11 protein-coding genes are annotated in these 12,164 nt (G+C 72.0%); 8 read left to right on the plus strand and 3 right to left on the minus strand.

Annotated features, from left to right (window positions below; all coding sequences use genetic code 11):
* Window positions 1-3 precede the first annotated feature (3 nt).
* The 5 genes from ACQPZW_RS09555 (at window position 4) to ACQPZW_RS09575 (ending at window position 4,778) form a co-directional block, all read left to right on the plus strand.
* Window positions 4-672: a response regulator gene (locus ACQPZW_RS09555; RefSeq protein ID WP_433797493.1), complete on the plus strand. Its 669-nt coding sequence runs from the start codon at window positions 4-6 to the stop codon at window positions 670-672.
* Window positions 669-1,643 carry a Ppx/GppA family phosphatase gene (locus ACQPZW_RS09560; protein WP_433794458.1) on the plus strand — a complete coding sequence of 325 codons (975 nt, stop codon included), beginning with the start codon at window positions 669-671 and terminating at the stop codon, window positions 1,641-1,643. Before ACQPZW_RS09555 ends, ACQPZW_RS09560 begins: the two co-directional genes overlap by 4 nt.
* Before the next feature lie 94 nt (window positions 1,644-1,737).
* Complete coding sequence (locus ACQPZW_RS09565; RefSeq protein ID WP_433794459.1) at window positions 1,738-3,237, plus strand: methyl-accepting chemotaxis protein; 1,500 nt, start codon at window positions 1,738-1,740, stop codon at window positions 3,235-3,237.
* A 132-nt stretch (window positions 3,238-3,369) separates the two neighbouring features.
* Window positions 3,370-4,485, plus strand: a complete 1,116-nt coding sequence (locus ACQPZW_RS09570; RefSeq protein WP_433794460.1) for a WD40/YVTN/BNR-like repeat-containing protein — start codon at window positions 3,370-3,372, stop codon at window positions 4,483-4,485.
* Window positions 4,482-4,778, plus strand: a complete 297-nt coding sequence (locus ACQPZW_RS09575) for a MoaD/ThiS family protein (RefSeq protein ID WP_433794461.1) — start codon at window positions 4,482-4,484, stop codon at window positions 4,776-4,778. The genes ACQPZW_RS09570 and ACQPZW_RS09575 overlap by 4 nt, the downstream gene beginning before the upstream one ends.
* Window positions 4,779-4,826: 48 nt before the next feature.
* Here the strand turns inward: ACQPZW_RS09575 and ACQPZW_RS09580 are convergent, their stop codons facing one another.
* Window positions 4,827-5,600, minus strand: a complete 774-nt coding sequence (locus ACQPZW_RS09580) for a hypothetical protein (RefSeq protein ID WP_433794462.1) — start codon at window positions 5,598-5,600, stop codon at window positions 4,827-4,829.
* Window positions 5,601-5,781: 181 nt separating this feature from the next.
* Between ACQPZW_RS09580 and ACQPZW_RS09585 the strand changes: the two genes are divergently transcribed.
* The gene (locus tag ACQPZW_RS09585) at window positions 5,782-6,369 is read left to right on the plus strand and encodes a TetR family transcriptional regulator (RefSeq protein ID WP_433794463.1); all 588 of its coding nucleotides are present in this window, start codon (window positions 5,782-5,784) and stop codon (window positions 6,367-6,369) included.
* Here ACQPZW_RS09585 and ACQPZW_RS09590 read toward each other — a convergent pair.
* Complete coding sequence (locus tag ACQPZW_RS09590) at window positions 6,323-7,327, minus strand: SDR family NAD(P)-dependent oxidoreductase (RefSeq protein ID WP_433794464.1); 1,005 nt, start codon at window positions 7,325-7,327, stop codon at window positions 6,323-6,325. The two genes, ACQPZW_RS09585 and ACQPZW_RS09590, sit on opposite strands and share 47 nt — an antisense overlap.
* A gap of 144 nt (window positions 7,328-7,471) precedes the next feature.
* Between ACQPZW_RS09590 and ACQPZW_RS09595 the strand changes: the two genes are divergently transcribed.
* Together ACQPZW_RS09595 and ACQPZW_RS09600 are read left to right on the plus strand one after the other, a co-directional pair.
* Window positions 7,472-8,674: a hypothetical protein gene (locus tag ACQPZW_RS09595; RefSeq protein WP_433794465.1), complete on the plus strand. Its 1,203-nt coding sequence runs from the start codon at window positions 7,472-7,474 to the stop codon at window positions 8,672-8,674.
* A 160-nt stretch (window positions 8,675-8,834) separates the two neighbouring features.
* A complete protein-coding gene (locus ACQPZW_RS09600) occupies window positions 8,835-11,096 on the plus strand; it encodes an FdhF/YdeP family oxidoreductase (protein ID WP_433794466.1) in 2,262 nt (753 codons plus the stop codon).
* Between the two features lie 48 nt (window positions 11,097-11,144).
* Here ACQPZW_RS09600 and ACQPZW_RS09605 read toward each other — a convergent pair whose 3' ends face one another.
* Window positions 11,145-12,104 (minus strand): glycosyltransferase family 2 protein, encoded by a 960-nt coding sequence (locus tag ACQPZW_RS09605; RefSeq protein WP_433794467.1) that lies wholly within the window; start codon window positions 12,102-12,104, stop codon window positions 11,145-11,147.
* Window positions 12,105-12,164 lie beyond the last annotated feature (60 nt).

Here is a 12,164-nt window from a genome sequence, read left to right on the forward strand (position 1 = left end):
CGCATGGTCCGCATCCTGGTGGTCGACGACGAGCCGCAGATCATCCGGGCGTTGCGGATCAACCTCAAGGCGCGGGGGTACGAGGTGGACACCGCCCCGGACGGCGCGGCCGCTCTGCGCGCGGCCGCCGACCACCACCCCGACCTCGTGGTGCTGGACCTGGGCCTGCCGGACATGGAGGGTGCCGACGTGATCGCGGGCCTGCGTGGCTGGACCTCGGTGCCGATCATCGTGCTCTCCGGCCGGGCGGACAGCACCGACAAGGTGACCGCGCTCGACGCCGGCGCCGACGACTACGTGACGAAGCCGTTCGGGGTGGACGAGCTGCTGGCCCGGATCCGGGCGGTGACCCGCCGCTCGCAGCCGGGTGAGCCGGAGGCGCCGGTGGTCCGGCTCGGCGCGTTCGAGGTCGACCTGGCCGAGCACACGATCAGCGGCGACGTCCGGCTCACCCCGACCGAGTGGCAGCTGCTGGAGCACCTGCTACGGCATCCGGGGAAGCTGATCTCCCAGCGTGACCTGCTGCACGACGTCTGGGGTCCGCAGTACCGGACCGAGACGAACTATCTCCGTCAGTACATGGCACGGCTGCGCCGCAAGCTGGAGGCGGACCCCGCGCGCCCGCGCCATCTGCTGACCGAGCCCGGCATGGGATACCGGTTCCGCCCATGAGCGCCTCCTCGCCGCGGCTCGGCGTGCTCGACGTCGGGTCCAACACGGTCAACCTGGTGATCGCCGAGGCCGCCTCCGGGCTGCCGCTGCCGGTGCACACCTGGGAGCGGCGCCCGCGGCTCGCGCACCGGCTGCCGGCCGACGGGACGATCGGAGCGGCGGCCCTCGATCGGATGGTCGCCGCGGTCGGCGAGGCAGTCGCCGAGTCGCACCGGGCCGGGGTGAACCGGATGTTCGCCTACACCACGGCGGTGGTCCGGGACGCCCCCAACCGCGACGCGGTCCTCGCCGAGGTCCACCGGCGCACGGGGGTACGCCTGGGCACGCTCACCGGCATCGAGGACGCCCGCCTGACCTTCCTGGCGGCGCGGCGCTGGCTGGGCTGGCAGGCCGGTCCGATGCTGATGGTCGACATCGGCGGGGGCTGCCTGGAGGTCGCGTTCGGCCGGGACCGGCTGCCCGAGTCGGCGATGTCGCTGCCGCTGGGCGCGGGCCGGCTCACCCGGGAGTTCCTGGCCGACGGCGATCCGCCCTCGCCACGGGCCGTGCGGCGGTTGCGTCAGCACGTGCGTGAGCAGTTCGCCGAGGTGGCGGCCCGTACCTCCTGGGAGGCCCCGCGCACGTCGGTGGCCGCCTCCAAGACCTTCCAGCAGCTCGCCCGGCTGGCCGGCGCCCCGCCGCTGCGGCTGGGCCCGTTCGTCCCGCGGGAGCTGCGGGCGACCGCCCTCCGGCCGTGGATCAAGCGGCTGGCCGCGATGCCCAGCCCGAAACGGTCACACCTGCCCGGGGTGTCGCCGCACCGGGCCCGGCAGATCCTGGCCGGAGCGATCGTCGCCTACGAGGTGATGCGCCGCCTGAGCGTGGAGTCGGTGATCATCTGTCCGTGGGGGCTGCGCGAGGGGATCCTGCTGCGTGAGCTGGAGTCCCGGCAGACGCCCCTGGTCAACGCGTCGTGGGTGCCCTGGGATTGAGTCTCATCCTTCCGGCGGCCGGGCCGATATCTCAGGTATCCGGTTCTTCAGCGTCGGTCGAGGGAGATGAAGCGTGCGGTTGTTCGGTTCACGTGTGGCCAGTCCCGAGACGGCTCGCCCGATCCCGCGCGACGTCGAGGCACTGGAGCAGCTGGTATTGGCTCTCGACGCCGCGACCGACGAGGACAGCGCCTGGCGGATCACCGTGGAGAGCATGGTCCGGTTCCACAAGATGGGGTACGGCGCGGTCTGGGTCCCGGACGGCGTCAACCGGCTGCGGCGGCTGCACGAGTTCGGCCCGCTCCAGCCGCAGTTGGCCGCTGTGACCGAGCCGGAGCTGGTGACCAAGGCACTGCAGAGCCGCTCGCCGGTCTTCGACGAGGACCCGGAGCGGGCCACGGGCTGCCGCCGCTGGCAGGCCGCGGCCAAGGCGGGCATGGTCGCCGCGATGATGCTGCCGGTCGTCAAGGGCACCGAGGTGCTGGCCGTCCTCGAGTACTACTCGACGACCCCGATCTACGCCGACCCGGCGCGTAAAGAGAAGCTCATGGCCGTCGCGCGGGTCGCCGAGCAGGCCCGGTCCGCCGCGGTCGCCGCCGCCGAGCTGCGGCAGGTGGCCACCGACCGGGAGGCGGTCACCACGGTGGTCACCCGGGTCGGGGCGGCGTCGGACAGCGCGACCACGATCCGGTCCGCCCTGGACGCGGTGCGGACCGCGTTCGGCTGGGCGTACGGCTCGTTCTGGGAGATCGACACCGACCTGAACGTGCTCAAGTTCCACCTGGAGTCGGGCTCGGCCGGTGACGAGTTCCGCCGGGTCACCCTGGCCGCCGAGTTCGCCGAGGGCGTCGGCCTCTCCGGCCGCGCCTGGCGGGCCCGCGACCTGGTCTTCGTCAAGGATCTCGCGGAGGTCACCGACTGCGTGCGGGCGCCGGCGGCGCAGCGGGCCGGGGTGCGCTCCGGCGTCTGCTTCCCGATCATGAGCGGCGACCGGGTGGTCGGCACCATGGACTTCTTCACCACCGAGTACATCGACCTGTCCGATTCGCGGGCGGCCGCGCTGCGCAACGTGCAGCAGTTGGTGTCGCAGCGCCTCGACGTGGTCCGCGGCACGGAGCGCGCCGCCGCCAACGCCCGTGACCTGCTGGACACGGTGCAGCGGCTGCGTAGCGCCAGCGACGACGCGACGACGGTGGCCGAGCAGGCGGTGACCCGCGCGTCGGCGATGACGGCGGAGGTGGCCGCGCTCGGGCAGGCGTCGGCGGCGATCGGCGACGTCATCAAGATCATTTCCTCGATCGCCGAGCAGACCAACCTGCTCGCCCTCAACGCCACCATCGAGGCGGCCCGGGCCGGGGAGTCCGGCAAGGGCTTCGCCGTGGTGGCCGGGGAGGTCAAGGAGCTGGCCCGGGAGACCGCCGAGGCCACCCAGAAGGTCGCCGACCAGATCGCCGGGATCCAGTCCAGCGCGGAGACCGTCGCCAACGGCATCCACACCACCAGCGAGACGATCGGGAAGATGGACGCCGTACAGGCGCGGATGAACGACGTGCTCGCCGAACAGGCCGAAATGGCCCGCGCACTACAGGGTTGACCCCTTCTGATCGAACATCAGTCCTAGACTGCCCCGAGGTGACGCAAGGCACACCATGATGCGTCAAGAGGCCTGTGTGGTTCGTCGGCTCGACCAGCGACCACGCGGGCGACGACTCGAGGGGAGTGGCACATGAGCGGTGTTCGATTGCTGGTCGGCACCCGGAAGGGGTTGTTCATCCTGACCTCGGACGCGGCCCGTCAGGACTGGAAGGTCGACGGGCCGCACTTCGCCGGGTGGGAGATCTACCACGCCAACGGATCACCGGTCGATCCCGGCCGGATCTACGCGTCGCAGTCGGGCGGCTGGTTCGGCCAGCTGATCCAGCGGTCCGACGACGGCGGGGCGACCTGGCAGCAGGTCGACCACGACTTCACCTACGCCGGTGAGGTCGGCGACCATCTCTGGTACGACGGGACCCCGCGCCCGTGGGAGTTCAAGCGGATCTGGCACCTGGAGCCGTCCCGTACCGAGCTGGACGTCGTCTACGCCGGCGCCGAGGACGCGGCCCTCTACAAGAGCACCGACGGCGGTCAGAAGTGGGTGGAGCTGACCGGTCTGCGCACCCATGCGTCGGCGCCGAAGTGGCAGCCCGGGGCGGGCGGCATGTGCCTGCACACGATCATCCTCGACCCGGTGAACCCGGACCGGATCTTCGTGGCCATCTCGGCGGCGGGCGCGTTCCGTACCGACGACGGCGGCGTCACCTGGCAGCCGATCAACCGCGGCCTGAACAGTGAGGGCATCCCCGACCCGGACTCCGAGGTGGGTCACTGCGTGCACCGGATCGCCCAGCACCCGTCCCGGCCGGACACGCTCTTCATGCAGAAGCACTGGGACGTCATGCGCTCCGACGACGCCGGCGACAACTGGCGCGAGGTCAGCGGCGATCTGCCGACCGACTTCGGTTTCCCGATCGCGGTGCACGCCCACGAGCCGGAGACGATCTACGTCGTGCCGATCACGAGTGACACGCTGCACTACGTGATGGACGGGAAGCTGCGGGTCTACCGGAGCCGGACCGGTGGCGAGCAGTGGGAGCCGCTGACCGTGGGCCTGCCGCAGGAGCACTGCTACGTCAACGTGCTGCGCGACGCCATGGCGGTGGACACGCTGGACGAGTGCGGCGTCTACTTCGGAACCAGCGCGGGCCAGGTGTACGGGTCGGCGGACAGCGGCGACACGTGGAAGGCCCTGGTCAGCGACCTGCCGCCGATCTGCTCGGTGGAAGCGCAGGTACTGCCGTGATCCGGGTCGTCCTGCCGCCTCACCTGCGCACTCTCGCGCACGTGTCCGGTGAGGTGCGGGTCGAGGTGTCCGGCGAGGTGACCCAGCGGCACGTGCTCGACGCCGTGGAGGAGAGGTTCCCGATGCTGGTCGGCACCATGCGCGACCGGGGGACCGGCAAGCGGCGGGCGCTGGTCCGCTTCTTCGCCTGCGAGGAGGATCTGTCCAACGAGCCACCGGACGCGGCGCTGCCCGACCGGGTGGCCCGGGGTGAGGAGCCGTTCCTCGTGGTCGGGGCGATGGCCGGGGGCTGAGACGCGACGGCGGCCGGGCATCTGCCCGGCCGCCGCGTTCGATTCGGCTCAGTGCCAGGGGTGGTGCCAGCCCCCGTAGCCGGCGTATCCGGCGTATCCGCCGTAGTAGCCACCGCCGCTGTAGCTGTTGACGATGACCGGGCCGCCGACCGGCACGACCTGCACCGGCGCAGTCGTCAGGACGCCGGCGCCGTTGCACGCCGACGCCACGGTGACGCACGGCTGCTGGGCGTAGCCGGGCTCGTCGGCCATGGCCTGACCCTGGTCCTGCGCGGTGCCCTGGTCGTCGTTCTGCGCCTGGGCCTGGCCCTGCTTGTCGGCCTTGTGCGCCTTGTGGGCCTTGTGCTTCTTGTGGGCCTTGGCCGGCTTGTCGGCGAGAGCCGTGCCGCTCGGCTCCTCGGCGACGGGCGCGGGCTCCTCGGCGACGGGCGCGGGCTCCTCGGCCACCGGCGCGGGCTCCTCGGCGACGGGCGCGGGCTCCTCGGCCACGGGCGCCGGCTCCTCCACGACGGGCGCCGGCTGCTCCACCACCGGCGCGGGCTCGTAGTCCACCACGGGTTGCTGGACGATCCGCACCGGTCTCTGGATCACCAGCACGTAGGGGCTGGCGACCCTCTGCGAGTAGAAGTCACAGTCGTAGTCGGCATTCATCAGGACCATCGAGTTCGCGTACCCGTTGCAGTCGCCCATGGTGTTGTAGTAGCCGAGCACGTGCCCGGGCGGCCACCAGCCCGGGTCGGCCATCGCGGGCATGGCTCCGAACGTGGCTCCCGCAGCGAGACCGGCGCACGCGGTGATCAGTCCCCGAGTCGATTTTCGCATGTCTGACCTTTCCGTTAAGTCGCTTGTGTCCCGCATAGCTGAGCACGACGTCCGGAAAGCGGGGCGAAGTTCGTGCGAAGTAACTCGGACCGGGTCCGCTTTGGCCCCTCGGGGCCACACGGATGTGGCGGGAGAGGCCTGGACGGATCGGTGGGACGCCACCCGGCCTACGATCGGTGGCATGGTCAGGCGCAGTGGCGAGGCGACTCGCGGGGAGATTCGTGCCGCGGCGGCTCGTCTGTTCCGGGAGCGTGGTTTCGCGCGGACCTCGGTTCGGGACATCGCGGCCCAGGCGGTGACGAACCCGGCGCTGGTGATCCGTCACTTCGGCACCAAGGAGCTGCTCTTCCTCGACACCATGCAGTTCACCATCGACGACGAGCCGCTGCTCGACGTCCCGCTGGAGCGGTTCGGCGAGCGGTTCATCCAGGTCGTGCTCACCGACGACGACATCCGCGGGGTCTACCTGGCGCTGGTCCGGGGCAGCAACGAGGCACAGATCAAGGTCCGGCTTCAGGCCATCCACGAGCGCACCTTCGTCGAGCCGGTGCGGGCCCGGCTCTCCGGCCCGGATGCCGACGTCCGGGCCCGGATCGCCGCGGCGCTGGTCGGGGGGCTGCTCTACGCCCTGTGGGTTGTGGAGGACGAGGGCCTGGTGTCGGCGGACCGTGGCGAGCTGATCGCCCACTACGGCGCGCTGCTGCAGCAGGCCCTGACCGGCCCTACTGGACCGACCAGCCACCGTCCGACGGCAGCACCACCCCGTTGAGGTTCACGCCGTCGTCGCTCAGTAGGAAGGTGATCGACGCGGCCAGGTGGGCGGCCTGCGCCACCCCGGGGATGAGCTGCAGGAACGGGCCGGTCCGCCCGCGGCCGAACTCCGACTGGCCCACCGGCGCCATTCCCGTGGCGACCCCACCGGGCGCGACCGCGTTGGTACGGATGCCGTCCCGGCCGTACATGAAGGCGATGTTCCTGGTGATGCCGATGACCGCGTGCTTCGACGCCGTGTAGGCGACGCCCGCCGCGTTGCCGCGCAGCCCCGCCTCGGAGGCGATGTTCACGATCGCGCCGCGACCGGCCGCCAGCATGGCCGGGACCACCGCGCGGGTGAGCCGGAAGAGCCCGTCGACGTTCACGGCGAACACCTTCTCCCACACCGCGTCCGACGTCTCGTGGATCGGGCTGAAGTCGTCGACCACCCCGGCCACGTTGGCCAGCCCGTCGATCCGGTCGCCGGCCGCGGCCATCACCCGGTCGATGTCGTCGGCCCGGGTGATGTCGGCGGCCACCGCGACGAACGAGTCGCCCAGCTCGGCCCCGGCCTCGGTCAGCTTGTCGGCGGTGATGTCGACGCCGATCACCCGGCCGCCCTCGCGGACGATGCGGGAGGCGGTGGCCCGGCCGATCCCGGAGGCCGCGCCGGTCACGATCACCGTCCGGCCGAGGAACCGGCCGGGGACGATCTGCTCCTTCCAGCCGGACTCCTCGACCGCCTCGGGAGCGACCCCGCCGTTGACCCGCAGGACCAGCTCGTCGATCACCGGCTGCGGCATCTTCCCCTGGCTGAGCTCGACCATCTGCTGCAACGGGAGGCCGCGGACCGGCGCCAGCATCGACGGGTCCGCGCCACCGGCGGCGAGCAGCCCGCCCAGGGCCGGCCCACCCTCCGGATGGTCCAGCCACTCGCCGACGGTGCTCGCGGCGGTCAGCGGCTTCTTCGTCATCTCTGGGTCCCTTCGTCGGGGGCTGGTTCTCTCCGGAGCCGAAGTGAACTTAGTTTACTTCGGCTCCGGAGAGAACCCCGCGCTTTCCGGGGGCGCCGCACCCGTGGCCCGATGGCCGGGCCGGAAGTTCGCTAGGGTCCTCCAATGGGATTGCTGGACAGGTTCGCCGGTTCGCCGCGCCGCCGCTTCGCCCAGCTCGCTCTCCGGGTGGCCCGGCGCACCCCGGGTGTGGAGCGCGCGGTCTATCAGGCGGACGATTTCGCCATCTCGATCCACCGGGCCGGAGCCGACGGTCCCGCCCACCTCTACCTCGCGAACGTCTACCGCGAGACGGCCGGCGCCTCCCCGGCCGAGCGCCGGGAGCGGCTCGAGAAACTGTTGCGGCTCATGACGCCGATGCCGGAGGACAGCTGGGAGACGGTACGCCCGAAGCTGCGCCCCGTGGTGCGCCCGGTGACGTTCGGCGTCGCCGGCCCGGCCGGGATGCGCCCGCCGCTGTCCCGCCCGGCGATGCCGTTCCTGCGCGAGCTGGTCGTCGTCGACGCCCCCGACGCGATGGCCTACATCCTCCCGGACCGGATCGAGGAGTGGGGCGTCGACGTCGACGAGGTGTTCGCGGTGGCCCGTGCCAACCTGGCCGCGATCGCCCGGGACAGCCTGGACCGGGAGTGGCGTGGCGGCTCGGCGATCAGCCTGCTCGACGACGGCGACGGCTACTTCACCTCGCTGCTGCTGTCGCCGGGCTGGCTGGCCGAGGCGGGGGAGCGGATGGGCGGGCCGGTCATCGCCTTCGTGCCGGACAACAACACCCTGCTGGTGGCGCCGCTGCCGGAGACCGGAATCGAGCAGATCTACGCGGTCGTCGAGCACGGCTTCGGCGAGGCGATCCGTTACCTGTCCCCGGTCGGGTATGTCGCCGGGCCGGACGGGCGTTCCGTGCCGTACGCTCCGCCGCCCGGCCACCCGCACCACGCCGCCGCCCGCCGGGCCGCCGCGGTCCTGGCCCTCACCGAGTACTCCAACCAGACCGAGTGGCTGTCCACCCAGTACGCGAAGGCCGGCGTCGACACGCACATCGGCAGCCTGATCGCCGTCGAGCCACCCGGCGGCGGACCGGCCGAGACCATCGCCACCTGGCCGGCCGGGGTGAGCGCCCTGCTGCCCCGGGCCGACTCGATCGCCTTCGCCCGGCCGGACGGCGGCGTCGAGTTCCGCGTCCCCTGGCACGTCGCCGAGGACCGGGCCGGTCTCGTGCCGGAGCCGCTGCTGGCCCCGGCCCGCTACCGCGTCGACGACTGGCCCGCCCCGGAGACCCTCGCCGAGCTGCGCGACCACGGCGCCGGCTGACCCTCGCCGAGCTGCGCGACCACGGCGCCGGCTGACCCTCGCCGAGCTGCGCGACCACCGCGCCGGCAGATCCTCGCCGCCAGCCCGCCGACACCGCCTGCCGTCGCGGAGATCCGGCGAGGGAGACTGGAATCGAATCTCGGCGACCTGGGGAGGTCCGATGCCGGCTCTCGACGACGAAGAGGCCAACCTGCGGGTGGGGCCGCCGGCCGATCACGCGGCCGGGCTCGAGGCGGTGCGGTTGAGTCTGGCCGATGCCGTCCGCAAGATGGGCGTCCGCAAGACCGCCCGCAACCTGGCCGTGCTCAACCAGCACGACGGCGTCGACTGCATGAGCTGCGCCTGGCCCGACCCCTCCGGCCGCCGGCACACCGCCGAGTTCTGTGAGAACGGGGCGAAGGCGGTCTCCTGGGAGGGCCAGCGCGACACCGTGGGCCCGGAGTTCTTCGCCCGGCACTCGATCGCCGACCTGGCCACGCGCACCGATCACTGGCTGGAGAAACAGGGCCGGCTGACGCACCCGATGGTCCGGCGCGACGGCGGCGGCCACTACGAGCCGATCTCCTGGGACGAGGCGTTCGCACTGATCGGCGCCCATCTCCAGGCTCTGGACAGCCCGGACGAGGCGGCCTTCTACACCTCCGGCCGGGCCAGCAACGAGGCGGCGTTCGTCTACCAGCTGCTGGCCCGCGCGTTCGGCACCAACAACCTGCCGGACTGCTCGAACATGTGTCACGAGTCCACCGGCACCGCCCTGGTGCGCACCATCGGCATCGGCAAGGGCTCGGTCACCCTCGACGACCTGCACCAGGCCGACCTGATCGTGGTCTCCGGGCAGAACCCGGGCACCAACCACCCGCGCATGCTCACCGCGCTGGAGATCGCCAAGCGCGACGGCGCGAAGATCCTGGCGATCAACCCGCTGCCGGAGGCCGGCCTGCTCCGCTTCGACAACCCGCAGAGACCGCGCGGGCTGGCCGGCCGGGGCACCCCGCTGGCCGACCGGCTGCTGCGGATCCGCTCCAACGGCGACCTGGCCCTCTGGCAGGCGATCGGCCACCTGCTGCTGCGCAAGGGCGTGGCCGACGAGGAGTTCATCGGCACGTCCACGGTCGGGTTCGAGGCGTGGGCCGCGCACGTCGCCGAGATCGACCGGGCCGAGGTGCTCGCCGCCACCGGGCTGACCTGGGCCGAGATCGAGGCCGCGGCCGACATGCTGGCCGGCGCGCAGCGCATCGTGCACTGCTGGGCGATGGGCATCACCCAGCACCGCAACGCCGTCGCCACGATCAAGGAGTTCGTCAACGTCGCCCTCCTCCAGGGCATGATCGGCAAGCCCGGCGCGGGCCTCTGCCCGGTCCGGGGGCACTCCAACGTGCAGGGTGACCGGAGCATGGGCATCTGGGAGCGGCCGTCGGCGCTCTTCCTGGACCGGCTGCGTGACGAGTTCGGGTTCGAGCCGCCGCGTGAGCACGGCCACGACGCGGTCGACACGGTCCGGGCGTTCCGGGACGGGCGGGCCAAGGTGTTCATCGCGCTCGGCGGCAACTTCGTGAGCGCCATGTCCGACACCGAGGTCACCGCCGCGTCGATGCGTGCCGCCGACCTGACCGTCCAGGTGTCCACCAAACTCAACCGCAGCCATGTGGAGGCCGGCCGTACCGCGCTGATCCTGCCCACCCTGGGCCGCACCGAGCAGGACCTGACCGGCGGCCGGGTGCAGCGGATCACCGTGGAGGACTCGATGTCCGCGGTCCACGCCTCGCGTGGCCGGTCCGAGCCGGCCGGGCCCCTGCTGCGCTCCGAGATCGACATCGTCTGCGGGATCGCCGCCGCCGCGCTCGGCGACCGGCACGGCATCCCGTGGGACGGGTTCGCCGCCGACTACGAGCAGATCCGGGAACGGATCGGCCGGGTGGTCCCCGGCTGCGACGACTACGCCGCCAAGATCCGGGCCGGCGGGTTCACCATGCCGCATCCGCCGCGCGACTCGCGGACCTTCCCGACAGCCGAGGGCAAGGCCGTCTTCACGGTAAGCCCGCTCGAGGTGATGACCGTCCCGGAGGGCCGGCTCGTCCTGCAGACGCTGCGCAGCCACGACCAGTTCAACACCACCATCTACGGGCTCGACGACCGGTACCGGGGGATCAGGTCCGGCCGCCGGGTGGTGTTCATCAACGCCGCCGACCTGGCCGAGCTGGGCTTCGCCGACGGCGACTTGGTCGACCTGGTCTCCGAGTGGGCCGACGGGTCGGAGCGGCGGGCCGACCGGTTCCGCCTCGTCGAGTACGACACGCCCAAGGGCTGCGTGGCCGCCTACTATCCGGAGACCAACCCGCTGGTGCCACTCGACTCGCAGGCCGACGAGAGCGGCACCCCCACCTCCAAGTGGGTCCAGATCCGTCTGGAACGCACGGTGTAGCTCGCAGCCGTCAGCGGACGTCGCCGGTCGCGGTGACGACCGCACCGGTCAATGGACGTCGCCGGCCGTGGTGCCCTCGAAGACCGCGGCCAGCGTCTCGACGCCGCCGCCCCACGCGGCAGCCGCCACCGCCGCGACCACGGTCGCCGCACGCAGCGCGTGATACATGCCGCGGCCGGTGCCGGCGTCGGCCAGGTTGCGGGCCACCGCGCGCGGCAGCGTACGCCGCAGGTAGTCCTTCTCCGCTCCGAGCTCCTGGTTCTTCGGCATCAGCCCGGCCATCTGCACCTTGCCCCGGCCCTCGGCGTAGCAGCGCCGCATCAGGAACCCGAACGTCGACCGCTCGGCCGGCACCTCGTGGTCGATGGTGGCGCCCGGGACGTACATCCACCGACCGCCGGCGGTCGCGCTCATCCGCAGGCACAGCTCGGTGTCCTCGGGCCGGTTCTGGTCGCCCACCTTGCCGAACCCGGCACGGAAGCCGCCGACCGCGAGGAACGCCTCACGCCGCACGATCATGTTGGCCGACCACACGTTGCGGATCGGGGCGGTACGCGTCGGCATGCCGGTGTACGACACCCCGACCGCCCAGAGCAGCTCGTCCGGCATCCACGTGGGGCGGGTCCGCGCCCACGCCGGGATGATGCCGCCGCCGGTGCCGACCACCGACGGGTCGGCGAACGGCGCGAGCTGCCCGGACAGCCAGTGCGGGCTGGCCACCGTGTCGTCGTCGAGGAACGCGATGAACGGCGTACGGGTGTGGAAGGCGCCGGTGTTGCGGTTGCCGGAGGCGCCTCGGGCGTACGCGTTCTCCAGGACCGTGACGTCCGGGAACTCGGCCCGCACCCGGGTGGCCATCGCCGGGTTGTGGTCCACCACGACCACCACCTCGGCCGCCGGGTGCGTCTGGACATGGGCGGAGGCGATCGTCCTGGTGAGCGAAGCCCAGCGCTTCTCGCTGTGCGTCGGTATGACGATGCTGACGTCGGTGCTGGTCGTGGGCTCCACGCGATCGGCTCCTAGGTACGGGGGGAATGGCGAAGCGTGGCGGACATTCCTGTGGTGAGC

It is taken from the genome of Actinoplanes sp. CA-252034 (assembly GCF_050956125.1).
Taxonomy (GTDB): Bacteria; Actinomycetota; Actinomycetes; order Mycobacteriales; family Micromonosporaceae; genus Actinoplanes.